This window comes from Rhizobium sp. 62_C5_N11_2, assembly GCF_051811185.1.
Taxonomy (GTDB): Bacteria; Pseudomonadota; Alphaproteobacteria; order Rhizobiales; family Rhizobiaceae; genus Rhizobium; species Rhizobium leguminosarum.
In genome coordinates this window covers 735,897-760,519 of record NZ_JBPWPW010000001.1, presented here as the reverse complement: position 1 = coordinate 760,519, position 24,623 = coordinate 735,897, and the positions used below count along the sequence as shown (strand labels likewise).

General features: G+C 61.1%; 26 protein-coding genes. 15 read left to right on the top strand and 11 right to left on the bottom strand.

All coding sequences use genetic code 11. The annotated features are described in order from the left end of the window. Window positions 1–106: 106 nt before the first annotated feature. The 3 genes from AB8B31_RS03760 to AB8B31_RS03750 all read right to left on the bottom strand — a co-directional run bounded on the left by AB8B31_RS03760 (window position 107) and on the right by AB8B31_RS03750 (window position 2,079). On the bottom strand, window positions 107–1,249 hold the full coding sequence (locus tag AB8B31_RS03760) for a site-specific DNA-methyltransferase (protein WP_018245162.1): 1,143 nt from the start codon (window positions 1,247–1,249) through the stop codon (window positions 107–109). 153 nt (window positions 1,250–1,402) lie between these two features. Then, window positions 1,403–1,753, bottom strand: coding sequence for an antibiotic biosynthesis monooxygenase family protein (locus tag AB8B31_RS03755; RefSeq protein WP_018245161.1), 351 nt, complete (start codon window positions 1,751–1,753; stop codon window positions 1,403–1,405). Then, entirely contained in the window at window positions 1,750–2,079 is a 330-nt protein-coding gene (locus AB8B31_RS03750; protein WP_018245160.1) for an NIPSNAP family protein, read from the bottom strand. Before AB8B31_RS03750 ends, AB8B31_RS03755 begins: the two co-directional genes overlap by 4 nt. Before the next feature lie 84 nt (window positions 2,080–2,163). Here AB8B31_RS03750 and AB8B31_RS03745 point away from each other — a divergent pair, with 84 nt between their 5' ends. After that, entirely contained in the window at window positions 2,164–2,850 is a 687-nt protein-coding gene (locus AB8B31_RS03745; RefSeq protein ID WP_018245159.1) for an ArsR/SmtB family transcription factor, read from the top strand. A gap of 46 nt (window positions 2,851–2,896) precedes the next feature. Here AB8B31_RS03745 and AB8B31_RS03740 read toward each other — a convergent pair whose 3' ends face one another. Both AB8B31_RS03740 and AB8B31_RS03735 read right to left on the bottom strand, forming a co-directional pair. Next, window positions 2,897–3,328, bottom strand: coding sequence for a hypothetical protein (locus AB8B31_RS03740; protein ID WP_026188649.1), 432 nt, complete (start codon window positions 3,326–3,328; stop codon window positions 2,897–2,899). A 235-nt stretch (window positions 3,329–3,563) separates the two neighbouring features. Beyond that, window positions 3,564–3,773: a hypothetical protein gene (locus tag AB8B31_RS03735; protein WP_018245157.1), complete on the bottom strand. Its 210-nt coding sequence runs from the start codon at window positions 3,771–3,773 to the stop codon at window positions 3,564–3,566. A gap of 261 nt (window positions 3,774–4,034) precedes the next feature. Here AB8B31_RS03735 and AB8B31_RS03730 point away from each other — a divergent pair, with 261 nt between their 5' ends. Together AB8B31_RS03730 and AB8B31_RS03725 are read left to right on the top strand one after the other, a co-directional pair. Further along, complete coding sequence (locus AB8B31_RS03730; RefSeq protein WP_018245156.1) at window positions 4,035–5,867, top strand: methyl-accepting chemotaxis protein; 1,833 nt, start codon at window positions 4,035–4,037, stop codon at window positions 5,865–5,867. Between the two features lie 201 nt (window positions 5,868–6,068). Continuing rightward, the gene (locus AB8B31_RS03725) at window positions 6,069–6,758 is read left to right on the top strand and encodes an HAD family hydrolase (protein WP_018245155.1); all 690 of its coding nucleotides are present in this window, start codon (window positions 6,069–6,071) and stop codon (window positions 6,756–6,758) included. Window positions 6,759–6,943: 185 nt separating this feature from the next. On the opposite strand, the gene AB8B31_RS03720 is transcribed toward AB8B31_RS03725, so the two are convergent. After that, a complete protein-coding gene (locus AB8B31_RS03720) occupies window positions 6,944–7,591 on the bottom strand; it encodes a hypothetical protein (RefSeq protein ID WP_018245154.1) in 648 nt (215 codons plus the stop codon). Between the two features lie 275 nt (window positions 7,592–7,866). On the opposite strand from AB8B31_RS03720, the gene thrC reads away from it, so the two are divergent. Genes thrC through AB8B31_RS03700 form a run of 4 tightly spaced genes read left to right on the top strand, consistent with a single transcriptional unit; the run spans window position 7,867 to window position 14,146 of the window. Continuing rightward, the gene (gene thrC, locus AB8B31_RS03715) at window positions 7,867–9,291 is read left to right on the top strand and encodes a threonine synthase (protein WP_018245153.1); all 1,425 of its coding nucleotides are present in this window, start codon (window positions 7,867–7,869) and stop codon (window positions 9,289–9,291) included. Window positions 9,292–9,294: 3 nt separating this feature from the next. Further along, a complete protein-coding gene (locus tag AB8B31_RS03710; protein WP_018245152.1) occupies window positions 9,295–10,593 on the top strand; it encodes a M16 family metallopeptidase in 1,299 nt (432 codons plus the stop codon). 29 nt (window positions 10,594–10,622) lie between these two features. Next, on the top strand, window positions 10,623–11,237 hold the full coding sequence (locus AB8B31_RS03705; RefSeq protein ID WP_018245151.1) for a GNAT family N-acetyltransferase: 615 nt from the start codon (window positions 10,623–10,625) through the stop codon (window positions 11,235–11,237). Continuing rightward, a complete protein-coding gene (locus AB8B31_RS03700) occupies window positions 11,234–14,146 on the top strand; it encodes a sensor domain-containing phosphodiesterase (protein ID WP_018245150.1) in 2,913 nt (970 codons plus the stop codon). The genes AB8B31_RS03705 and AB8B31_RS03700 overlap by 4 nt, the downstream gene beginning before the upstream one ends. Before the next feature lie 253 nt (window positions 14,147–14,399). Here AB8B31_RS03700 and AB8B31_RS03695 read toward each other — a convergent pair whose 3' ends face one another. Both AB8B31_RS03695 and AB8B31_RS03690 read right to left on the bottom strand, forming a co-directional pair. Continuing rightward, window positions 14,400–14,909 carry a nucleoside kinase gene (locus AB8B31_RS03695; RefSeq protein ID WP_018245149.1) on the bottom strand — a complete coding sequence of 170 codons (510 nt, stop codon included), beginning with the start codon at window positions 14,907–14,909 and terminating at the stop codon, window positions 14,400–14,402. Window positions 14,910–15,183: 274 nt separating this feature from the next. Continuing rightward, entirely contained in the window at window positions 15,184–15,876 is a 693-nt protein-coding gene (locus AB8B31_RS03690; RefSeq protein ID WP_018245148.1) for a winged helix-turn-helix transcriptional regulator, read from the bottom strand. A gap of 165 nt (window positions 15,877–16,041) precedes the next feature. On the opposite strand from AB8B31_RS03690, the gene AB8B31_RS03685 reads away from it, so the two are divergent. Continuing rightward, entirely contained in the window at window positions 16,042–17,199 is a 1,158-nt protein-coding gene (locus AB8B31_RS03685; protein ID WP_018245147.1) for an acyl-CoA dehydrogenase family protein, read from the top strand. A 266-nt stretch (window positions 17,200–17,465) separates the two neighbouring features. Here the strand turns inward: AB8B31_RS03685 and AB8B31_RS03680 are convergent, their stop codons facing one another. Then, on the bottom strand, window positions 17,466–18,092 hold the full coding sequence (locus AB8B31_RS03680; protein ID WP_018245146.1) for a class I SAM-dependent methyltransferase: 627 nt from the start codon (window positions 18,090–18,092) through the stop codon (window positions 17,466–17,468). A 389-nt stretch (window positions 18,093–18,481) separates the two neighbouring features. Continuing rightward, the gene (locus AB8B31_RS03675; RefSeq protein WP_018245145.1) at window positions 18,482–19,378 is read right to left on the bottom strand and encodes a LysR family transcriptional regulator; all 897 of its coding nucleotides are present in this window, start codon (window positions 19,376–19,378) and stop codon (window positions 18,482–18,484) included. 106 nt (window positions 19,379–19,484) lie between these two features. Between AB8B31_RS03675 and AB8B31_RS03670 the strand changes: the two genes are divergently transcribed. From AB8B31_RS03670 to AB8B31_RS03655, 4 genes are all read left to right on the top strand, one after another. Continuing rightward, the gene (locus tag AB8B31_RS03670; RefSeq protein WP_018245144.1) at window positions 19,485–20,171 is read left to right on the top strand and encodes a DsbA family protein; all 687 of its coding nucleotides are present in this window, start codon (window positions 19,485–19,487) and stop codon (window positions 20,169–20,171) included. 4 nt (window positions 20,172–20,175) lie between these two features. Beyond that, window positions 20,176–20,664, top strand: coding sequence for a GlcG/HbpS family heme-binding protein (locus tag AB8B31_RS03665; protein ID WP_018245143.1), 489 nt, complete (start codon window positions 20,176–20,178; stop codon window positions 20,662–20,664). Window positions 20,665–20,724: 60 nt separating this feature from the next. After that, entirely contained in the window at window positions 20,725–21,621 is an 897-nt protein-coding gene (locus tag AB8B31_RS03660; protein ID WP_018245142.1) for an MBL fold metallo-hydrolase, read from the top strand. A 207-nt stretch (window positions 21,622–21,828) separates the two neighbouring features. Further along, on the top strand, window positions 21,829–22,179 hold the full coding sequence (locus tag AB8B31_RS03655) for a DUF2200 domain-containing protein (protein ID WP_018245141.1): 351 nt from the start codon (window positions 21,829–21,831) through the stop codon (window positions 22,177–22,179). A gap of 76 nt (window positions 22,180–22,255) precedes the next feature. On the opposite strand, the gene AB8B31_RS03650 is transcribed toward AB8B31_RS03655, so the two are convergent. Then, the gene (locus AB8B31_RS03650; RefSeq protein WP_018245140.1) at window positions 22,256–22,954 is read right to left on the bottom strand and encodes a TetR/AcrR family transcriptional regulator; all 699 of its coding nucleotides are present in this window, start codon (window positions 22,952–22,954) and stop codon (window positions 22,256–22,258) included. Window positions 22,955–23,185: 231 nt separating this feature from the next. Here AB8B31_RS03650 and AB8B31_RS03645 point away from each other — a divergent pair, with 231 nt between their 5' ends. From AB8B31_RS03645 to AB8B31_RS03635, 3 genes are all read left to right on the top strand, one after another. Then, complete coding sequence (locus AB8B31_RS03645) at window positions 23,186–23,629, top strand: RidA family protein (RefSeq protein WP_050566337.1); 444 nt, start codon at window positions 23,186–23,188, stop codon at window positions 23,627–23,629. 142 nt (window positions 23,630–23,771) lie between these two features. Then, window positions 23,772–24,197, top strand: coding sequence for a hypothetical protein (locus tag AB8B31_RS03640; protein ID WP_018449254.1), 426 nt, complete (start codon window positions 23,772–23,774; stop codon window positions 24,195–24,197). Window positions 24,198–24,305: 108 nt separating this feature from the next. Further along, entirely contained in the window at window positions 24,306–24,614 is a 309-nt protein-coding gene (locus AB8B31_RS03635; protein ID WP_018245137.1) for a Dabb family protein, read from the top strand. Window positions 24,615–24,623: the final 9 nt, after the last annotated feature.

Below are 24,623 nucleotides of genomic sequence, written 5' to 3'. Positions count from 1 at the left end.
GCACAAACAAAAGAAGACGCCCGGGGCTTGACCCCGGGCGCCTTGATCTTCTTCCGCAACTGGAGGGAAATCGGAAGAAGGTATCTCGATCTCGCGAAGGTGGTGCTCACTCCGCCTTTGCCAGATCACTGCGGATGACGGACCTGAGATCGTCGATCGGGCGCAGGGACTGCCCGTCTTCGAAATGCCAGAAGGTCCATCCGTTGCATGCATCGAGACCCTGCACCTTGGCGCCGAGACGATGAATGGAGCCGGCCTCGCCGCCTGAAGCGACCGTGCCGTCGGCGCGGACGATGGCGCTATAGCGGCGCTTGGCGTCGGTCAGCACCTGGCCGGGCTTGATCAGGCCGCTTTCAACCAGCACGTTGAAGGCGACGCGGACTTCGGCCTTCTTGCCGGTCATGACGGTCAGTTCCGCCTTGCCGAGCGGCTCGACGGCGGCGATGCGGGCCGAGGCCGCATCGATATAATCCTGTTCGCGCTCGATGCCGACGAAGTGGCGGCCGAGACGCTTGGCGACCGCACCCGTCGTTCCCGAGCCGAAGAAGGGATCGAGCACGATATCGCCGGGCTTGGTCGAGGCCATGATGACGCGGGCAAGCAGCGCCTCGGGCTTTTGTGTCGGATGCGCCTTCTTGCCGTCCTCGCCCTTCAGCCGCTCACTGCCGTTGCAAATCGGGAAGAGCCAGTCGGAGCGCATCTGCACGTCGTCATTGGCGGCCTTCAGCGCATCGTAATTGAAGGTATAGCCCTTGGCCTTGGCGCTGGGGCTTGCCCAGATCATCGTCTCATGGGCGTTCTGGAAACGGCGGCCCTTGAAATTCGGCATCGGATTGGTCTTGCGCCAGATGATGTCGTTGAGGATCCAGAAATTCAGATCCTGCAGCGTGGCGCCGACACGGAAGATATTGTGATAGGAGCCGATCACCCAGATCGAGCCTGTCGGCTTCAGCACACGCCGGCAGGCCAGCAGCCAGGCGCGGGTAAAGGCGTCATAGGCCTCGAAGGAGGCGAACTGATCCCATTCGTCGTCGACCGCATCGACCAGCGACTGATCGGGACGATGCAGCGTTCCGCCGAGCTGGAGATTGTACGGCGGGTCGGCAAAGATGATATCGACGGAGTGGCTGGGCAAAGCTTCAAGGGCGCTGACGCAATCGCCCTTGATGATCGTGTCGACCCAAGAATCCGGCCGGGAATCCGACTTGACGGAAGCCTTGAGGTCGGCAAGCGGAAAAACTGATGCCATTCTGATACTCACTCATACGCTCTACGCTTAACTGTCCGTTATGGTTACGCAACTTAGTTACCAAAGCCTGAAGCGGTGGCCGATTTCGGGAATTTATTCGGGTGGCCGATGAGTGAGCGGCAGACTTTGTCGACGCCGGCCGGCTGCCGGCGATCAGGCGGCGTCGTGAACCCTGCGGCTGTCGGCCGGCGCCTCGTCGCGTTCGAACATGCCGTAATCGCGGACGACACTGGCGATCCGCAGGCGGTAATCGGCGAAGATTCCGCCGCGTCCGGCCTGCTGCGCTGCCCGGTGCGCCTCGAGATTGCGCCACTGCTTGACGGCTTCCTCATCGCGGAAAAAGGAAAGCGACAGCAGCTTGCCCCGGTTCGTCAGGCTCTCGAAACGCTCGATCGAGATGAAGCCGTCGATCTTTTCGAGCTCAGTGCGCAGCTCGCCGGCGAGATCCAGATATTTGTGGCGTTCACCCATGTAGGGCACGACTTCGAAGATGACGGCGATCATGGCTGCACCAGCTTTGCGTGAGGAGCGGAGACATTTTTGAGGAAGATGCGATCCTCCTTCAGGATGAAGCCTTCGCGTCTGGCAAATTCATAATTCTCACGGCCGAGCGGGTCGGAAGCCAGCCTGGCGCGATAGGCCTCGTAGGCGGCGAGGCTTTCGATATTGTAGACGCCGTAAGCCGTCGTTGCCGATCCCTCATGCGGGCCGTAATAGCCGATCAGATCGGCGCCGTTTCGCGGGATCGCCTGGCCCCAGTTGCGGGCATATTCGGCAAACGCCTCCTTCTTGAAGGGGTCGATCTGATAGCGGATGAAGCAGGTAATCATATCGTTTCTCCTTTGCTGTCTCAGTGCTCTCCTGGGCCGTTTTCGCACATTGCCTGACGGCGATGCTTCGGTTACGATCGAACTATGAAGGAAGGTCCTGACATTGCGCAGATCGGCGCGCTCATCGGCGATCCCGCCCGCGCCAACATGCTGGCGGCACTCACCGGCGGCCGGGCGCTGACGGCGACCGAGCTTGCCGGCGTCGGCGGCATCACCGTACAGACGGCGAGCACGCATCTCGCCAAGCTCGAAGCCGGCGGGCTGCTTGCCCAGCGCAAGCAGGGCCGCCATCGCTATTTCACGCTGGCCGACGAGGCCGTCGCCCGGCTGATCGAAAGCATGATGGGCTTTGCCGCCGGACGCGGCCATCTGCGTCACCAGCCGGGACCGAAGGAGCCGGCGCTGCGCAAGGCGCGCATCTGCTACGATCACCTTGCCGGTGATTACGGCGTGCGCATGCTCGACAGCCTGATTGCCTCCGGCTCGATCGAGGCGGTCGGCGAAGGCCTGGCGCTGACGGAAAAGGGTGAAAGCGATCTCGAATGCATCGGCATCGATGTTCGCGACCTCAGATCGTCGCGCCGGCCGCTCTGCCGCTCCTGCCTCGACTGGAGCGAAAGACGCGCCCATCTCGCCGGCAGCCTCGGCAAGGCCCTGCTTTCAAGCTTCCTCGACAAAGGCTGGGCGCGGCGCACGGCCGAAAGCCGCTCGATCCTGTTTTCTCCGGAAGGCGACCGGCAGTTCCTGAAGCTTTTTCCGATTGATGGGTAGGTTTGTTACGAATCTGCAAAAGATTCAAGTGCAGAATCCACCTCCCTCATGCACCTGCCCTCTTTTCATCTTCCTGCCGCACATGCGCGCGCAGCGCCGCGAGAGTGAGCGCCAGGGCTGCGTGATTGCTCTCGGCTTCACCGAGCACGCTTTCACCCTCCTTGATCTCGCGCAGTTGCGCACCGTAGAGCGACTCGTCCGCTGTCTGGCGGCCGCGGGCGAGGTGCCAAACCGCATCCGGCCGGACTTCCCGGCACAGGTCGATGGCGTGATTGACGTCGTGTGTGAAGGGTCGCGCCATCAGGAAGCCGTGCTCTGACTTGATACTGCTCGGCAGGTAGTCGTTAGGACCGTCGAAATCGTTGGGCTCGGCCGGCCGGAGTTGCTTCAACAGAAAGGCACAGGTGATGAAGGCGTCGATCCGGCTGTCGGGCATGTCAGTCTTTTCCAGGGTTTCGATGATGTCCTCGATCGTCATGCAGTCTTCCTCTTCATCCATTCATTGGCATGCCGCTTGTTCTCCTCCCAAGAGCGGCGGTGGCGTCCTCCTCGATCGCCATCTAGTGCATGAGTTTGCCAAAGGTAGTCCCCGGGCTGCGGTTCGTCTGCCATGACGCGGATTTGATGGATGTCGCGCCATCCTCAACGCGGTAACAGGCTCGCCTGCTGCCAGACCATTCTCTCGGTGCTCGCAAGCTATCGGCGACTTGCCTCTAGCAGCCTTTCTTCCTCATCTTCCTTTCGATCTTGGCTCTCTTGTCGGTGCCATCCCCGGCATGCTTTCCGCCGGTCAGGGCATTATCCTTCATCGCCTGCAGCTGCGCACAGCTTCGGTGCTTGCCCTTGGCGATAACGTCGGTGGATGTGAAGGCAAACAGCAGCGCTACGGCTGCCGCCGGTCGGACGAAAGCTGAAAGCCTCATTGTCCCTCTCCTCTTGCGCATGCATGGTACGCCCCAGACCGTGAAGCAGCAATGAGCCTCGACGATCCCCCGGCACTCGCGCAGGTCCGTCATTCTATCGGCATCGGGCATCCGCTCGACCCACAAAGAGCTCAACTTCTCATCGAAAGTGAAATTTGCGCTGCAACCTATTGTTTTCGCGCCGCTAAGCGAGACGCTGCTGAGAAATCATTAAGCATGTTCTGGTACTCTCACCTTCTAAATTAACGAGAGAGCCCTATCATGGCGTCGATCCAGCATAAGATCATCATTGCGAGCATCGCGATTTTCGGGTTGGCGGGCGGCGCGACGGGCGTCGGCATCTGGTCCGCCTCGACCCTCTCCGAAAACAACGCCGACGTTGCCCGGTCGGCACAGATCCTGCGCAACCACATGCAGGCCGACATGATGCATGACGCAATGCGCGCGGACGTGCTGGCATCCATGCTGGCGTCCAATCCGGCAGCAGGCATAGAAGCTGCCGGGGTGAAGGCGGATCTGGCGGAGCACGACGCGTCGTTCCGCGAGATGATAGCTGCCAACAAGGCGCTTGCCGCCGACGAAAAGACCAAAGCGCTGCTTGCCAGCATCGAACCTCCCCTTCTGACCTATGTCGAAAGCGCCAAGAAGATTGTCGATCTGGCGAGCCAGGATCCCTCGGCGGCATTGAAGGCCTTGCCCGAATTCATGCAGCAGTTCTCGACGTTGGAATCGGCCATGGAACAGGCCGGGGATGAGATCACCGCGGCGTCGGACGAAATTTCCAAACATAGCGCCGAGATAAAAGCGTCGGTCGATATTGTTCTGAAAGCACTTCTCGCCGCGGCCGCGCTGTTTGCGCTCGGCCTCTATTTCCTGACCCGCAAGACCGTCACTAAGCCTATTCTTTCGCTTTCCAACGACATGCAAAGGCTCGCCGGTGGTGACACAGCTATTGCCTGCACCGGGATCGGCCGCACCGATGAAATCGGAACGATGGCATCGGCCGTCGAAATCTTCCGCCAGGCAGCGATTGCCAACAAGCAGCTTGAGCAAGACGCCGAGGCAGCCCGATTGCAGGGCGAAGCCGAGCGGGTCACGGCGCGCAAGCAGGCTGACGACGATGCCGCCGAACGGCTGCGGGCGGCGACATCGGGTCTCGCCGCAGGCTTAAAGCGGCTTGCATCCGGCGATCTCGCCTTCCAGATCGACGAGCCCTTCGCCCCCGATTTCGAGGGCCTCCGGCATGATTTCAACATGTCGATCCGGCAGCTCGATCAGACGCTCAGCGCGATCGCAACCGCCATTGCCGCGATCGATGAAGGCACAAGGGAAATCGCATCCGGGGCCGGCGATCTGTCGAAACGAACCGAACAGCAGGCAGCCTCTCTCGAAGAAACCGCCGCAGCGCTCGATCAGATCACCGCCAATGTCTCGAACTCCAGCAAGCGGACCGATGAGGCGCGCACTGAAGCGACCGATGCCAACCGCAACGCCGCCAAGTCTTCCGAAGTCGTGTCGCATGCCGAAGAAGCCATGCGCCGCATCGAGGCTTCGTCCCAGCAGATCTCCAGCATTATCGGCGTGATCGACGAGATCGCCTTCCAGACCAATCTGCTGGCGCTGAACGCCGGCGTCGAAGCGGCACGCGCCGGAGACGCGGGCAAGGGTTTTGCGGTGGTGGCGCAGGAAGTTCGCGAGCTCGCCCAGAGATCGGCGCAGGCGGCAAAGGAAATCAAAGGCCACATCCAGAAATCGTCGGTGGAAGTGGAAAGCGGCGTCAAACTGGTTCTCGATACCAGCCAGGTTCTGAAGGCGATCAGCGAGCAGATTGCCCGCATCAATCAGCACATGGATGCCATCGCCGTATCGGCCAGAGAGCAGTCGACCGGCCTTGCCGAAGTCAACACCGCCGTCAATTCCATGGACCAGGTGACCCAGCAGAACGCAGCGATGGTGGAGCAATCCACCGCGGCATCCGGCCAGCTTGCCCAGGAAGCTGCCAAGCTGCGCGAACTGGTTTCCCGGTTCAGGCTTCGGGCGACAGCCTCGACGCAATCTGCAGCGGGACGCCGGGGTGGGCAGCTGGCGGCCTGACGGCTGCTATCTGCTCGCCATTTGTCCATTCCCGCGCCAACCCGGCACGGCCGATCCGGCAGCGACGCCGGAGCCGGTCGCTTGCCGCATCGCAGCCATGCTTGAGATCAGGTTGAGCTTTGGCCGGGCATCGTGTAAAGCCGCAGCATTCCCGGACAAGACCCAGGCTTCCAGCCCAGACTTTCAGCAAGGCGTGAACATATGGACGGCTTCGACCTCATCATCTTCGACTGCGACGGCGTTCTCGTCGATTCGGAAATTATCGCGGCGGAAGTCGAATCAGCGCTTCTCACAGAGGCCGGATATCCGATCGGCGTCGAAGAAATGGGCGAGCGCTTCGCCGGCATGACATGGCGCAACATCCTGCTGCAGATCGAGCGCGAGGCGAGCATCCCGTTTTCGGCCTCGCTGCTCGATAAGTCAGAGAAGATGCTCGACCTCAGGCTGGCGCAGGACGTCCAGGCCATTCCGGGCGTCGAATTCGCCGTCTCCAAGCTGCCGATCAAGCGCTGCATCTGCTCGAATTCGAGCACCAAGCGGCTCGACATGATGCTGACCAAGGTGGGCCTGAAGTCGCTTTTTGCGCCGAACATTTTCTCCGCCAAGGACCTTGGCCCGGACCGCGCCAAGCCGAAGCCCGACATCTTCCTGCATGGCGCAAGCCAGATGGGTGTTTCGCCTGACAAGGTTGTTGTGGTCGAGGATTCCGTGCACGGCGTGCATGCGGCGCGCGCCGCCGGCATGCGCGTCATCGGTTTTACCGGCGCCTCGCACAGCTATCCCGCCCATGCCGACAAATTGACGGATGCCGGCGCCGAAACGGCAATCTCCCGCATGAACGACCTGCCAGGCGTCGTCGCCGCACTGGCGGCCTGGGACAACGTTCTCTAAACGCTTTAGGCCCGCAATCCGCGGGCTGTGTGGAAACCATTTCATGGTTTCTCCCACTGCTGTCCCGTTCGCGCCGATGGTTGCCCCTCACCCTAACCTTACCGGGGTGGAGGCACGTGGCTCGACCCAGGCAGAGGTGGCGGCAGCCGGATGAGGGCCGATGTCAGGTCGAAGCCCGAATTGCCTTAGCTGCTCTTCTTGGTCTTTGCCGGCTGGGTGTCGAAGCCGACATTGACGCGCACCAGAGCGCCGGAGCCGACCGGCATCTTGATGCCGTCCTTGCGGAAGATGACCTGCGCACCCGGCGTGCCCGGCGGGATCTCGGTCGGGAACTTGGTGACCTCGGAATAAAGCACGGTCTCGCCGTCGAGGACGGAGATGCGGATCGGCAGCGTCACCGGGCCTGGCGTGCCGGCCGGGCCGGCAACGAGGCGCAACTGGGCGACGACAGTCATCGTCAGGTTCGTGTCGTTCAGCGTGCACTGGCGGGTGTAATCGCCGAAGGAGGCCTGGAAGACGACCTGCTGCGGATCGTCCTTCTTGCCCTTGGCATAGGTGCGGAAGATCGCGTCCTGATCACGCATGAAGATCTGCGGGCAGGCGCCCTGGACGACGGGGGCGACCGTGCCCTGCGCCGTCGTGGCGGTGCCGATCGAAGGATTGTTCGAAGAGGGGTTGGCGGGCGCCAGCGGCATGATCTGGGCGGTGCCGTTCGGCTGGGTCGTCGGCGCTGACGACTTGCTGTCGCCGCCTATGCCGAGCGAGTTGCAACCAGTCAGCAGGGCAAGAAAATATGCGGAGACGATGAGACGCGAGACCTTGCCGAGCACCATATTCCATCCCTTGTACAAGCGTTTCTTGGAGGCCCCATGTCTTTTTCGCGAGGCCTTTCATGACGGTTTGCGATGGTCTATATCAGCGGCGCAAACAAAAATCGATTGGGTAAGCGCCGTTTTGATGCACTTTTCGACGCCGGATGCGGGCAAGTTCAAAAGCATACAAGCAGAGCCCTGCCCGCAGGGCGGCCCCTTTTCGATTTCCGGCCCAGATTTCCGGCAGAGCGGGCCATGGCGCGCCCGGCCGGATTTCCTCCAGCGATAGATCAAGGATGACGAACGTGGACTATATCTCGACCCGCGGCGAGGCCCCTTCCCTCGGCTTTTGCGACGCCCTTTTGACGGGGCTGGCGCGCGACGGCGGGCTCTACGTTCCCTCGAAATGGCCGAGCTTTTCCAAGAAGGAGATCCGGGCGCTCAGAGGCAAGACCTATCAGGAGATCGCCTTCACCATCCTGTCGCCCTTCACCAATGGCGAGATCCCCGACGATACCTTCCGGGCGATGATCGACGAGGCCTATGGCACTTTCCGCCATCCGGCGATCGCGCCGCTCGTCCAGACCGGGCCGAACAGCTTCGTCATGGAGCTTTTCCACGGCACGACGCTCGCCTTCAAGGACGTGGCGATGCAATTGCTTGCCCGGCTGATGGACTATGCGCTCGAGAAGCGCGGCGAGCGGGCGACGATCGTCGGCGCCACCTCGGGCGATACCGGCGGGGCGGCGATCGACGCTTTCGCCGGCCGCGAGCGCACCGACATCTTCATCCTCTTCCCGCACGGCAAGGTCTCGCCGGTGCAGCAGCGGCAGATGACGACGTCGTCTTCATCAAATGTGCATGCGCTTGCCGTCGAGGGCAATTTCGACGATTGCCAGAACCTCGTGAAGGCGATGTTCAACGACGTGGCCTTCCGCGACAAGGTCCGGCTGTCAGGGGTCAACTCGATCAACTGGGCGCGGATCATGGCCCAGATCGTCTATTATTTCACGGCGGCGGTGGCGCTTGGCGGACCGGACCGGAAGATCTCGTTCACGGTGCCCACAGGCAATTTCGGCGATATTTTCGCCGGCTACTGCGCCAAGCGCATGGGCCTGCCGATCGACCGGCTGGTGATCGCGACCAACGAGAACGACATTCTGGCGCGGGCGCTGAAGACCGGCCGCTACGACATGAAGGCGGTCAAGGCGACGAGTTCGCCGTCGATGGACATCCAGATCTCCTCGAACTTCGAACGGCTGCTCTTCGAAGCCTATGACCGCGACGCCTCGAAGGTGCGCGCGGCGATGGAAAGCCTCAAGCAATCCAACGGCTTCGAGATCGGTGCGCAAGCGCTGAAGGCGATCCGCCGCGACTTCCGCGCCGGGCGCGCCAGCGAGAAGCAAGTGGCCGAAACGATCCGCCAGACCCATGCCGAGACCGGCTATCTGCTGGATCCGCATTCGGCGATCGGCGTCTTCGTCGCGCAGAAGAAAGAAAAGCCGAATACGCCGATGGTGACGCTTTCGACCGCGCATCCGGCGAAATTCCCCGCCGCCGTAAAATCCGCCTGCGGTATTGACCCGGCGCTTCCGACGTGGCTTGCTGATCTAATGCACAGGGAGGAGCGTTTCCAGATCATCAAACCGGAGCTGAAAGCCGTTGAGACTTTTATCGGCAAGCATGCCCGCGGCGAGACGACAGCAGGCGCAGAAAGATAGCCAATGACAGTTGAGTGCACCCGGCTTAAATCCGGGCTGACAGTAGTCACAGAGACCATGCCGCATCTTGAAAGCGTTGCGCTCGGAGTCTGGATCAAATCGGGATCGCGTAACGAGACGGATAACGAGCACGGCATCGCTCATCTGCTCGAACACATGGCCTTCAAGGGCACGGCGCGCCGCACGGCCCGCCAGATTGCCGAGGAGATCGAGGATGTCGGCGGCGAAGTCAATGCCGCGACCTCGACCGAGACGACCTCCTATTATGCCCGCGTGCTCAAGGACTACGTGCCGCTTGCCGTCGACATCCTCGCCGACATCCTGACCGAATCGGCCTTCGAGGAAGAGGAGCTGGAGCGCGAGAAGCAGGTGATCCTGCAGGAGATCAACGCCGCCAACGACACGCCCGACGACGTGGTGTTCGACCGGTTCTCCGAGGTCGCCTACCGCGACCAGACGCTCGGCCGGGCGATCCTCGGCACGCCGGAGACCGTCGTCTCCTTCACGCCGCAGCAGATCCGTGGCTATCTCAGCCGCAACTACACGACCGACCGCATGTTCGTGGTCGCCACCGGCGCCGTCGAGCATGAAGAATTCCTGCGCATGGTCGAGGATCGTTTCGCGAGCCTGCCGACGGCCCCTTCCGCGCCGCCCGTCATGGAACCGGCGCGTTATATCGGCGGCAGCGTGCGCGAACCGCGCGACCTGATGGACGCGCAGATCCTGCTCGGCTTCGAAGGCAAGCCTTACCACGCCCGCGATTTCTACTGCTCGCAGATCCTCGCCAATATCCTTGGCGGCGGCATGTCCTCCAGGCTCTTCCAGGAAGTGCGCGAGTTCCGCGGCCTCTGTTATTCCGTCTATGCCTTCCACTGGGGCTTTTCCGACACCGGCATCTTCGGCATTCATGCCGCGACCGGCGGTGAAAACCTGCCGGAGCTGGTGCCCGTCATCATCGACGAGCTGCACAAATCAGCCGATCAGATCCACCAGAAGGAAATCGAGCGCGCCCGCGCCCAGATCCGCGCCCAGCTGTTGATGGGTGCGGAAAGCCCGGCGGCCCGCGCCGGCCAGATCGCAAGGCAGATGATGCTTTACGGCCGGCCGATCTCCAATCCGGAGATGATGGAGCGGCTGGAGGGCATCACCATCGAGCGGCTGACCGACCTCGCCGGCCGGCTGTTCTATGACACGGTGCCGACGCTTTCGGCGATCGGTCCGTTGGAACAGCTCGCGCCGATGGAAGACATCACCGCCTCGCTTTCGGTCCCGGCGTCGAAGACGCTGCAGGCAAGCCGCTGAGCCGACGTCTGTCCTGCCGGGAGTGATCGATGCCAAAATCGGTTTTTCGGTTCCTGTCGCGGCAGCCGGAAGCGGTGGAGCTGGAGAACGACAGATATCTCCTGCGCCTGCCGCGCTATCAGGATTTCAACCAGTGGCACCGGCTGCGCGCCGAAAGCCGCAAGTTCCTGGAACCCTGGGAGCCGACCTGGCGGCGCGACGAGCTGACGGAGGGCGCCTACCGCGCCCGCGTCGTACGTGGCAAGCAGGAATATGCCTCGGGCCAGGCGGTACCGCTGTTCATTTTCCTGAAAGGCGACATGACGCTCGTCGGCGGCGTCACCATCGGCTACATCAGAAGGGGTGCGGCACAAAGCTGCATGATCGGCTACTGGATGGGCGAGCGCCATGCCGGCCAGGGACATATGTTCGCCGCCCTTCAATTGGTTATTCCTTACATCTTCGCCGGGCTTGAGTTGCACCGTATCGAAGCAGCCTGTATTCCAGATAACGCGCGCAGCATTCGTCTGCTTGAAAAAGCCGGGTTTCAACAGGAAGGCTATCTGCGCGGATATTTAAAGATCAACGGTCAGTGGCATGACCATGTGATGTTTTCACGTCTCGCCACCGATACGGATAAAGGCAGGAAAACCGACAGCCGATGACAAGAGACCGCATGCTGCCCAAGTCACCGTCCGGACGAGTGATCGCGGTGATCGCAGCCCTTTTCCTGGCGGCCTTCGCCTTCGCGGCGGGTGTTGCCCAGGCGGCCGAACCTGTAAAAATTTCCCGTGACGATACCGCACTCGATCTGACGGCGACGACCGAGATCTACGCCAACCAGGGCGAGGCCTTCCAGGTTTCGACGGCGGCCGGCGCCGACGGCATCCGCCGCCGCATCGAGGTCAGGGCAAGCTCGGAGAACCATCAGGGCGACTGGGCGGTGTTTGCGCTCGCCAACGTTTCGGAAGAACAGCTTGAGCGCGTCATCGTCGCGCCGCATTTCCGTCTGGTCAATTCCAAACTGTTCTGGCCGGATCTCGGCTCGCAGCGCATCAGCGCGATTACCCCGAGCGAAGGTTTTGCGCTCGATCGGCAGCCAAGCGACGAGGCCGACGTCTTTCGCATCACGCTGAACCCCGGCGCCGTCATCACCTTCGTCGCCGAACTGTCGACGCCGGAGCTGCCGCAGATCTATCTCTGGGAACCGGACGCCTACAAGGACACGATCAACGCCTTCACGCTCTATCGCGGTATCGTGCTCGGCATTGCCGGCCTGCTCGCCGTGTTCCTGACCATCCTCTTCGTCGTCAAGGGCACCTCGATGCTGCCGGCGACGGCGGCCCTTGCCTGGGCGGTGCTCGGCTATATCTGCGTCGACTTCGGTTTCCTCGGCAAGCTGATCAGCGTCGCTTCGGCCGATCAGCGAATATGGCGCGCCTGTGCGGAGGTGGCGCTGGCGTCGAGTTTCGTCATCTTCCTGTTCACTTATCTCAACCTCAACCGCTGGCATGCGCATCTCGGTTACGCGACACTTGCCTGGGTGCTTGGCCTTGCCCTGCTCTTTGGCGTGGCGATCTACGATCCGTCGATTGCCGCCGGCATCGCCAGGCTTTCCTTCGCGCTGACGGCGACGATGGGGCTGCTTTTGATCATCTATCTCGGCTTCAACCGCTATGACCGCGCCATCCTGCTGGTCCCGGCCTGGGCGCTGATCCTCGTCTGGCTGTTCGGGGCGTGGCTGACGGTCACCGGACGGCTCGACAACGACATCATCCAGCCCGCACTCGGCGGCGGCCTGGTGCTCATCGTGCTTCTGATCGGCTTCACCGTCATGCAGCACGCTTTTGCCGGCGGCGCCTTCCAGCAGGGGTTGTTTTCCGATCTCGAGCGGCAATCGCTGGCGCTGACCGGCTCCGGCGACATGGTGTGGGACTGGGACGTGGCGCGCGACCGCGTCGTCACCATTCCCGACGTCTCGATCAAGCTCGGCCTGTCGCCGGGCGCCATGCATGGCGCGGCGCGCAACTGGTTGCCGCGGCTGCATCCCGACGACCGCGACCGCTTCCGCGCCACGCTCGACGTGCTGCTCGAACATCGCCGCGGGCGGCTGAACCACGAGTTCCGCATCCGCGCCGAGGACGGGCATTTCCACTGGCTCTTGATCCGCGCCCGGCCGGTGCTCGGCTCGAACGGCGAAATCATCCGCTGCGTCGGCACGATCGTCGACGTGACCGAACAGAAGAATTCCATCGAGCGGCTGCTGCATGATGCGCTGCACGACAATCTGACCGGCCTGCCGAACCGGCAGGTCTTCCTCGACCGGCTGCAGTCGGTGCTGGCGCTGGCGCCGGGCGGCGACACGCTGCGCCCGACTGTCATGGTGATCGACATCGACCGCTACAAGCTGGTCAATGATTCGCTCGGCGTTGCCGCCGGCGACAACATCCTCATCGCACTGACGCGGCGCCTGCGCCGGCTGTTGAAACCGCAGGACACGCTGGCGCGGCTTGCCGGCGACCAGTTCGGCCTCATCCTGGTTTCCGAGCACAATCCGGCCAAGGTCGCCGATTTCGCCGATGCGATCAGCAAGGCGATCATGGTGCCGATCAACTTCGCCAATCGCGAGATCATCCTGACCGCCTCGGTCGGCCTCGCCTCCTGGGTCGACCGGCAGGAGAGCGCCACCGGCCTGCTCAGCGACGCCGAGCTTGCGATGTACCGGGCAAAACGGGCCGGCGGCAACCGTGTCGAACCGTTCCAGCCGGCCTTCCGCGACTTCGGCACCGACCGGCTGCAGCTCGAAACGGATCTGCGCCGCGCCATCGAACGCAAGGAATTGTCGATGGTCTACCAGCCGATCGCCCGGCTGGAGGATGTCGAGGTCGCCGGTTTCGAGGCATTGATGCGCTGGGAACATCCCAAGCGCGGCAATATCCCGCCGTCCGAATTCATCCCGATCGCCGAGGCCTCCGATCTTATCGGCCCGCTCGGCATGTTCGCGCTGGAACAGGCGACCAACGACCTGATGAGCTGGCAGCACCAGACCGGCGAACTGCCGATCTTCGTGTCGATCAACCTGTCGAGCGTGCAGCTGCTCAACAACGAGCTCTATGACGACGTGCGTTCGGTTCTCGCCAAGACGCATTGCCAGCCCTCGCGCCTCAAGCTCGAACTGACGGAATCCATGGTGATGGAAAATCCGGAACAGGCCCGGCTGGTGCTGCAGAAGCTGAAGGAAGCCGGCATCGGGCTGGCGCTCGACGATTTCGGCACCGGATATTCGTCGCTCGCCTATCTCACCCGCTTCCCCTTCGACATGATCAAGCTCGACAAGGCGCTGGTGCGCGACGGCAGCGACAAGAAGGCGACCGTGCTCCGGTCGGTGATATCAATGGCGCGCGAACTTGAGATGAAGGTGGTGGCGGAGGGGATCGAATCCAACGAGGATGCGATCGAACTCGCCAAGATGGGCTGCAACTACGGCCAGAGCTACCTTTTCGGCCCGCCGATCCCGTCGGAATCGGTGCTGCGGCTGCTGCGCGACCGCTTTCCGCTGACGAAACGGGCGTAAGCGGAGCGGCCGGTCTCGTCGGTTTCCTCGGTAGCAACCAAAGGCCGGCTTCAGCCCGAGGCGGACATCTGTTTGTTGTTGAGGGATGCGGGTACTTTGCGCCGTCTTGTTGGTCGTTAAGACACCGGGTTTCTCGTTCTGAGAGCTGCCGGTCGACTACGAAAGCGATAATGCCGCCTGTGAGTCGTTCAGGCGACTCGCGTTCCCGCAATAATCGAGTGCCTCCCATCCCATTCTCATTACTTTCAGAGCGTCAGGTGAGTTGAGCGAGGATATCGTCGACGACACTTGGGACAGTACCCGTCGTGTCGATATTGATGCCGATGGGAAGATATTCCCGGGTATGATGATAGCGGAGCACCAGCGTCCGCTCGGCCGGCTCGAAGCCCGGCTCATTTGGCCGCCCATCCAATCGTCGGTTTAAAGTCTCAACGTCTATGTCGAGCACGAAAACCTTATCGAAAAGGTCGAGGAATTTGTGGAAATTGCGCGAGCCGCCACAGAAGAAAGTGGCAGGATGGGTGGTGTCGGCAGCAATAGCGCTGACCTTGTCGACACGCCAGATCCAGTGGGCGTATCCCCAAATGATGCGGTCCGCGCCTTCGGGTGGTCGTGCGAGTGCCTGGCCCGTCTCGGGGTCGCCGACATAGGCCAAGACCCGGTCACCATGGACGACATGGTAGCCCCGCCGCTCCAGTTCGGTAGCGACAGACGTTTTCCCAGTGCCGGAACCGCCTTCGATCAAATAGTTCTTGATTCCCATAGGCGCCGCTTATCATGGACTTCGATCTGGTGAAAAGACACTCTCCCTAAGCACGCGTCGCCAAAGAAATGGCAGCCCCTCTCACTGCTCACGTATGTTTTCCGAGCGGCCAATCCTTGGCCGACCAGATCCTCTTAGATCATACCAAGATCGACAACACTTCAGGTACCCGGGGGGTGGATATTGAGGATGCACTGGAACTAGAGCCTTTCCGGCTGGGTGACGGGTCTTCGTTGCTGGGCTGTATCCGTCAGAACCACTCGCCTTCGATGGTTCAAGCCCTCATCCGGGGGGTTTTGGCAAACACACTAAGACCGAGCCATTCCTGCATGTCGCGCGCGAGGACCCTGTCCCCTTCAAGTTTCAGCGTTTCTGCATCGGTTTCCTGACGTATGGTCGTGAGGCCCATCCAAATTGCGGTCATCGAACGGAGCGACCCTTCAACGAGAAGGTCTACATCATAGCCCGGATCGAAGTTGCAGAGATCGACTTTTCCGTTTTCGACCACAAGCCACCAGCTCTTTTGCGCGGCCGAAAGTTCCGGGTACAGAAACTGTATCGTACAACGGCGGGTCGGAAGTCTTCTTGTATCGAGGCTCCGCCGCATGTCCCACATGAGCAGAGAAGGGTCGAGATTCTTCAAGGAAAGTCGCGATTCCATCCACCGTTGAGCCCAATTTCCGAGACCTATAATCAGAGGTCTCAATTCTTCGCCCGCTGCCGTGAGTTGGTAATCGGCAATGCCGTTCGCACTCCTTGTCACCGTGATGACGCCCGATTGTTCCAGTTCTTTCAGGCGTTTTGACAGGAGTGCCGGAGACATTTTCGGTAGACCGCGACGCAACTCATTAAAGCGCGTCGATCCGCAAAGGAATTCGCGGACGACCAAGGTCGTCCACCGCGAGCAGAGGATTTCCGACGCCATTGATACTGGACAGAATTGCCCGTAGCCGTCACGCTCTACCATAAGGACCTCCACCGGTCTGGATCAGGCACAATATTGTAAAACAACCGGTCCGCCAAATGCTCCTTGCCCAGCCATACGGGGGCGGCGTTCAGTACAGTTCGTGTACTAGCCGCAATTGTGAAACGAGCGCAGAGTCTCAATCCTCACGAGATAGGAGGCATTGATATGCTCGGGCTTACAGAACCAAAACAGAACCTTGCCGGCGGTCGGACCATTGTCGAACTAACCAATTCGGTCCTGCCCACCATCGCGCAACGCGCCGCATCGATCGACGAGAGCGACACCTTCGTCGGCGAGAATTACGCGCTTCTAAAGGAATCTGGACTCGTGCGGGCAGGCGTTCCAATCGAATTGGGCGGGCTGGGCGCGGAAGTGCCCGAACTTTCTGAGATGCTCAAATCCATTGCTCGTGCATGTGGGTCCACTGCGCTTGCCTTTTCCATGCATACCCATCAAGTCGCCATCCCCGCCTGGCGCTGGCGGCATCAAAAGGTGGCCGCGGTGGAGCCGCTCCTGAGACGTGTTGCATCGGAGCAAATCATATTGCTCTCGAGCGGCGGATCGGACTGGATCGGCGGATCGGGCAAGGCCATGAAAGTTGATGGCGGATACCGGATCACCGCGCGTAAACGCTTCACTTCCGGCGCGGCGGCAGGAAACATCCTGATGACCGGTGCTGTTTATGAAGAACCGGATGGCGCGGGCTCCGTCATCCATTTCGGCGTTCCGATGGCATCGCCAGAGGTTTCGATAGAGGATACGTGGCGAACACTCGGAATGAGGGGAACCGGGTCAAACGATGTCATCATCGAAAACCTCTTCGTGCCGGATGCCAGTGTCGCATTTTCCAGAAGCGCGGGGCAATGGCATCCAGTATTTCAAGTCATCGGCACGATCGCGTTTCCTCTGATCTACGCGGTCTATCTTGGCGTCGCCGAGAGCGCCCGCGACATCGCAGTCAAGATGGTCCGTAGCAAGGCCAACAACGATCATGTGATCGGGTTGGTCGGGCGCATGGAAACGTCTCTGAGGGCCGCACAGATCGCGCATCGCTGGATGTTAGAGGTAGTTGCTCGAAACGAACCGTCCGCGGAAACCGTCAACGAGGTTATGATCGGCCGTTCCTTGGTCGCACGGCACGCTATCGAGGTGACGGAGCTTGCAATGGAGGTCGCAGGCGGCGCGGCATTCTATCGAGAGAACGGGCTGGAGCGCTGCTTCCGTGACATACAGGGCGCTCGCTATCATCCGATGCAGCCCGGAGCCCAGGCGCAATACGCGGGTTCATTCGCGCTCGGACTTCCCACCGAGAAGATTTTCTAGCGCCTGGCGCAACGACGAACTCCGCGGAATCATAGGCTAGGTGGTTAGTTTGACGTCCAGAATTCGAATGGACGAGCCCCGCCAGCAGGGACGACAGAGCAACCTCTTGTGCGTTTTGGGCCGATATGCGACCGACCACGGCAGCAATGCGCCCCCATGTCGGCCACAGAGGGGATCTTTGCCTTCGCCCAGAAGCCGACATTGCGGTGATCACCTAGAGTTCATAGTCGCGCCACAACCGGCCACTTCCGCAAGTTCTGTGTGCGTCACGCCCGACTCGCCCGAACGCTCAGCCACCGATCATGGGGCTTTCCGACGCACCGACGTACCTCGCTAACGATCCAGCCGGCGTCTGTGAGTGCGGACCGCAGGGCAGACTCGCGCCAGTACGTCTCGACGTAGCGCCGAGGCGCTGCAGCACTGCCGTGTGTGGACACATCCTCGCCTTCGCCCTCTCTAACCGAGGCGTGCAATCGGCCACCGGTCCGGGTCGCCTCGGCAAGCCGTCCAAGCACCGTGCCGAAATCCTCGCGCGCGACATGAATCAGGCAGGCACAGGCCCAGATCCCGTCGTATGGCGTGCCGGGACGCTGCGGGTCGGCCAAGTCTTCGGTCAGCGGGTCCAACAGGTCGGCCTCGAAGCCATTTTCGCGAAGCAGTTCGACGAAACCCTTTGAAATATCGGTGCGCCGGACGCTAATTCCCCGCTTCTCCAGCTCAAGTGCATCTCGCCCACCACCGCTTCCGATTTCCAGCACCCTGCCCGAGCCGCCCAGTTCGGTCACGAACGTATCGATCTCTGTCGCGACCCATTCGGGCATCGCCGCGGCCTCCGCAGCGTACTCCGCCGCGACCGTATCATAGGACCGCACGGTATCCAGGTCGGTGCTCATCCTAGCGCTCCTCCTTCAAGACAAGAGGCCTGATGAGCGAGAGGCCCATCAGCCCGTTGCGCCGTTCACACTTCGGCAGTTGGTGACATCGCGGGCGATTTGCTTCCGAGCTTTAGCAGAAATGCGGTCAGAGACACCACAGACCGAGCCAATGCTGCCGGGCGGCAATGCGCCTTCATTTTGGTCACTCACACCACCCGCGCGAGCTACTGGAAGCCGTCGGTCTGCTTCGCCAGCGGTCGCGCCCGGAAAGCGCCAGACCAAGACATGTTGGAGGACGCTTGGCAGACTGAATTTCGCGGGGCTTTACCAAGGCGCTGGTATCCGGTTTCGTCTCCATATCAACATCCGATGTCAATTTCCGATCGTTTACGCGACATTCGATAGCTTCACGCCTTCAACGCTGCGATCAGCATGTCGACAAACACGGAAACTTTGGGCGGCCGAAATCGCCCGGCGGGATAGACCGTGTAAACGCCGCCGGATGGGAGTTGCCATTCAGGCAGGACTGGAATGAGGTCTCCCGCCAATATGCCGGCGGTCGCGAGAAAATCGGGCAGAACCGACAGACCTGCGCCTTGTCGGACCGCCTCCATGACCGCTGGCGTGGTATTGATCGCGATGTCCGCTTTAAAACGGACGCTCCTGGCGTCTCCATCGCTGCGAGTGAACGTCCATATAAGCGGCTCTCTCAAAGCGTTGTTGGCCACGAAGGGTAGAGGCGTGCAGTCAATCGGCTCGCTCATTGCCGCTATCTCCGCGGCAAAGGCTTGCGATCCCACCAAGAGTTGGCGGAACGATCCGATTCGTCGTGCCTGCATGCTGGAATCAGCCAGCCAGCCGACGCGGATGGCAAGGTCCATGTTGTCGGCAACCAGATCAACCATCTTGTCGCTGAGGTTCAGTTCCACCTTGCAATCATTATAGCGTCGGCGGAAGGCGGCGACCAAGGGCACGACAACCGAGGTACCGTAGTCGTAGGGGGCGGTGATCCTCAGAAGGCCCTTGGGTTCCGTCCTGCGCTGAGCCAACTCTCCCAGGGCATCCTCTGCGTCGCGCAGGATCGAGACGCATCGGGCGTGAAACAACAGCCCGGCTTCGGTCGCCTGCACCCGCCGCGTCGTGCGCATCAGCAATGTGGTGCCGACCTCCTGTTCAAGCCTTGCGACCTGCTGGCTGACAACCGCCTTGGTGATGCCCAAATATTCCGCAGCTCTCGTGAACGATCCCGCGTCAACGACGGCCGCGAAATAAGCCAGCCGATTGAGATTGGTCGCTTCCTGCATAGTATTCTCCGATTTTATTGTCAGCCTCTAGCATACATTCTGTCATTTTTCTCGATCTTCTCGTTCCAATCGGCTCATGTCATCTATGGCTCAAGAAGGAGCCGACATGACTGGCAAGACCCACATCACCTATCTCTTCGATCCCCTTTGCGGCTGGTGTTATGGCGCATCGCCGCTGCTCGCACAGCTCGCCGCGGCACCTGATCTGACAGTGTCGCTCGCCCCGACCGGTCTGTTTTCCGACTCCGGGGCCAGGGCGATGGACGAACAGTTCGCCGCCTTCGCTTGGTCAAACGACCAGCGCATTGGGAGCCTCACGGGGCAGCGGTTTAGCGATGTCTACCGGAGCCAGGTTCTGGCAAAAGGCGGCATGCTGGATTCTGGTCCGGCCACGCTGGCACTAACTGCCGTTGCCCTGACGGCGGGGCAGCACGAACTCGATGCGCTCCGGTTCATCCAGGAGGCGCGCTATGTTTCGGGCCGCGATGTCACGGACATGTCCGAACTGCAGAGCGTGCTGGTCAGTGTTGGACTTGATGCGGCAGCCTCCCGCCTCGCTTCTCCCGATTCCGACCTGCTGGCCGCCAATCGCGCGCGCATGGCCTCGGCGCGCGCCCTGACGCGTGAGTTCGCAGTCGATGGCGTACCGGGATTGATCGTGGATGACGGCGCGGACCGGACTTTGCTCAAGGCGCAGGACCTATTCAGCGGCGGCGATCTCCTCGCCAGGCTGTCCAACACAGGCGCTTCACCTGCACGTCTCGGTCGCAATAGCCATCCGATGAAAGGATAACCCGATGATGATCAAGCGCACGACCTATACAGCACTGGCTGTCTTCATGCTCGCGGCAGCATCGGCGACGCCCGGTTTCGCCCAGAGTGTGCCACCCTACGGCGCGCCGATCAGCATCGAGCGCGCCAAGCAGGTCGCCGCGGCCGCCCTCGCGGAAATGCGCAAGAAAGGCTTTGAGATGACGGTCGCCATCGTCGATTCCGGCAGTAACCTCGTCTATCTCGAACGCTCCAATCAGGCGGGTATCGGCACGATCGACGCCGCGCTCGGTAAGGCGAAGGCCGCAAACGGTATCAAGACGCCGACCAAGGCGATCGAGGATGTGATCCTTCATAACAACCAGAGCAATCTGCTTGCCGTGCCGGGAGCTTTTCCGGTCGAAGGCGGAGTGCCTCTCGTCGCCGATGGCCAGGTAATCGGTGCGATCGGCGTCAGTGGCGGCATGCCCGCAGATGATGGCGCAATCGCCAATACCGGCGCGAAGGCGCTCTAGCCCGACCGCCGATCCACATTGATATGACGCATGAATGAACCAAGACAGGACACCAGGACCATGTTCACCAGGAGAACCATCATGAAAACCACTCTCGCCGCTGGCGTGACCGCCGTACTTGCACCCGCAGGCCTCGGCCACGCAGCAGGAAGCCTCACTTGGAAGCATTTCCCTGCAGGGCAGAATGGCTTCTTCCGCGCGCCCGTTCTGGTTTCCAGCGCGAACGAAGCTGTGCTGATCGATGGCGGCTTCACGCTGCCCGATGGAAAGGCGCTCGCCGACGCCATCAAGGCGACGGGCAAAAAGCTGACCACGATTTACATCAGCCAGTCCGATCCGGACTATTACTTCAGCCTCGGCCCGATCAAGGTAGCTTTCCCCGATGCCAAGGTGATCGCTGCCTCGGCGACAGTCGATGCGATCAAGGCGAGCGTCGAAAAGAAGCTGGCCGTCTGGGGGCCGCAGCTCAAGGAAAACGGTCCCCAGACTCTGGCTGACATCGTCATGCCGGAAACCTTTGACGGAAAGAGGCTGACTGTTGATGGCGAGACCATCGAGATTGTCGATGCGGAAGGCATGGCCAATCGTCGCTACCTCTTCGTTCCATCGCTGAATGCCGTGTTCGGCGGCGTGATGATCTTCAACGGCGTCCACGTCTGGACGGCAGATACCAACAGCGCGGAACTGCGCGCCGCCTGGGTTGCCAATCTCGAAAAGCTCGCGGCGCGCAAGCCGGCCGTCGTCGTGGCCGGACACATGACGTCCGACGCCAAGACCGACCTCGCGGGTGTGGAACATACCATCGCCTACCTGAAGGCCTTCGAGGAAGAACTGGCCAAGGCCAAGGACTCCGCATCGCTGAAGGCCGCCATGGAAGGCCGTTTCCCCAACCTCGGCATGGGTGTTGCGCTCGATATTGGCTCCAAGGTCGCGACCGGCGAAATGAAGTGGGGCTGATCGCCATGAGCGCTAATCTTCATCCGGGCCACCTATGAGGGCTCATCGGAAGACAATGGCCGCAATCTACTTGCGGCCTTGGCACCTGATGCGACGTGGACGGAAGCCGAAGGTTTCCCCTACGCTGGTACCGTTGTCGGCCACTTGTTGAGGTCTTGAAGTCAGCTATCTCAAGCCGGAAAATATCCGGAACGTTGAGGAGCACGCATGACGAAGCATCGCATCTATTCAGTCAGCGTCGCCAGCGTCTATCCCCACTATCTCGCCAAGGCAGAGAAGAAGGGGCGCACGAAGGCAGAGGTCGATGAAATCATCTTTTGGCTGACGGGGCATAGCCAGCAGAGCCTGGACGATCAATTGGCGGAGAAGACCAACTTCGAGGATTTCTTTGCGCAAGCGCCTCGGATGAATCCCTCTCGATCGTTGATTACAGGCGTGATCTGCGGCGTCCGCGTTGAAGATATCCAGGAAACGACGATGCGGGAAATCCGCTATCTGGACAAATTGATCGACGAACTCGCCAAGGGGAAAGCGATGGAGAAAATCCTGCGGAAATAGCCAGTCAGGTTTGCATGAGCTCACCCAAGGCACGGGCGCAGAATCCGGCACCGCCTCGTCCAGGAATGACGAATGTTCATTGTCGCGGGGCAAGGCCATCGAGCAGGAAGTCGAGGCCCTTCCTGAAAGCGCCGTCCCAATCATTGTCCAGCAGCAGACGAGAGCGCTCGATCGTCGGGTAGTCTTGGCTGAGACCTGTCAGGCGCTGTTGCGCGGCGGTCCTGTCGTCGTCCGAGAGGTCGAAGTTCGCCCGGGTGGTGGTCGCGCCGATCACAAAATTCCAGAGCGACCAGATCGCGACGTTCAAATCAGCATCGGCGACACCGGCTCCGGACAAGGTCTTGCTCAGCAGTTCCAGGCGGCCGAGGATGTTCGGGCCGAGCGCCCGGCGTGGCAGCAGCGATGCCGACCAGGGATGGCGCAGCATGCTGGCGCGCCAGTCTTCGAGCATATGAACGACGTCGCCGCGCCAGTCTCGGGACGCATCGACCTCAGGCGGGCCGCGATATTCGAGCACCGAATCGAGCGCCAGATCGAAGACCTTTTCCTTGTTGTCGACGTGCCAATAGAGACTCATCGCGCCCGCGCCGAGGCGATCGGCCAGCCGACGCATCTTCAATCCGTCGATGCCCTCGGCGTCCAGCAGTTCCACCGCGGTCGCCACGATCCGTTCCAGCGAGAGAGGCGGTTCATTGCGCGGCTCCTGCCCGGACTGGGGTGACTCACCTGTCCGCCCGGACCCTTTGCTCTCAGCGCCGCTGCGTTTGGCTGCCATTCGTCTCCCTTTACTCATCAGATGTCGATCTAAGCCGACAATGCTGGGAATGTCGATCCTGACCGATTGACTCGTACGTCGTACGATGCAATTTAATCGTACCACGTACGAGTCAATTCTATAGCGACAAAGTTCCATCCTGCAGGCCGCGAGGATCCGTTGCTCGCAGTCCTGAGAAGCCGAGAGAAAATCGTGTCAATCAAACATCTCATTATCGGAGGACTCATCATCATGACCATCAGCGTTCCCACTGCGGCGCCAGCCAATGAGGACGATCTCAAGCTTGATATCGTCAATCCAAAAAACCTCTACGACCCCTCGCCGAATGGCTACAGCACGGCGGTGATCGTGCCCCGCCAAGGCCGGCTGGCCTACATCTCCGGACAGGGCGGCCAGGACAGCACGGGAGCCTTGTCGCCCGATTTCGCCGTCCAGGTGAAGCAGGCCTATGCGAATTTGCGCACCGCCCTCGATGCGCTCGGCGCCAGGCCGGATCAGGTCGCCAAGCTCACGGTCTTCGTGGTCGATCACGATATGTCCAAGCTCGAGGTGCTGACCAAGAACGTCAAGGACATGTTCGGCGCGTCGCTGCCGGCGCAGACGTTGATTCCCGTTCCCAAGCTGGCCATCGATCCCATGCTCTTCGAGGTCGAAGCCACCGTCGTTCTGGAATAGCGGCGGCGCCGGATCTACACAATTTCGGATTTTCCCGGTGGCGCGCCAACATCTGCTTGGCGTGCCACCTGCGCTTTTGTGGGTGGCCATTGACCAATCGCCTGCGATGTGCGCCACTCATTCCTTGTACAAGGAAAATCCCATGCTCAAGTTTCTGCTCGCCCTCTCGATGGGTGTTTTTTGCGTATCGCCGCTTCAGGCCGGCGACGTCACTCCCGTTACCAAGAGCTGCCAGCCGGGGGCAAAACAGGCGCAATGCGAGCGATGGGTCACAGATATTAAGAAAGCCGTCGAGCTGGCGTATAAAGGCGATCACGGGGCGCAGGCGACCGTTGCCTTCTGCCTGTCCACAGGTTGCCATGGTGCCGTCGCCATCGACAAGGTCGCCTCCTGCAGCTGGCATCTCGTCATCGCCAATTCCGGTACTACAACAGTGCTTGACAGTTCGAACACCAGGATCACCTGCCGGCCGATGACGGCGGCTGAGAAAGACGAAGCCCGCGCGCTGGCGAGCGATCTCGTCCAGAAGATCTACAAGCGGCCTCTGGCTAAGACCGACCAGATGTAATCGGTTGGGGTGCCGGCTCGCGGCGCAACGCCTGCGTGAAAATAAATCTCATTGCTCTCCCGGCTTTCGCCGCTATTGTCCTCTCAAAGAAAATCGGGAGGACCACGGATGATCCTGCACTGCGTATTCCTGCGGCTGAAAACCGCGGTGACGACCGACGACAAGCAGTCGCTGTTTGCGGCAATCGTCGCCCTGAAACAGGTCATTCCCGGCATATTGGACATCAAATACGGGCCGAATGTTTCGCCCGAGGGACTGCATGGCGGCTTCGTCGACGGGTTTGCCGTGACCTTTGAAAGCGCCGAGGCCCGCGACGCTTATCTCATCCATCCCGAACATGTGGCTGTTGGCGAGCGCATCGTCTCGTCGACGGATGGAGGCCTTGCCGGCATCCTGGTCTTCGACCTCAATTTGTAAAGACTGCGG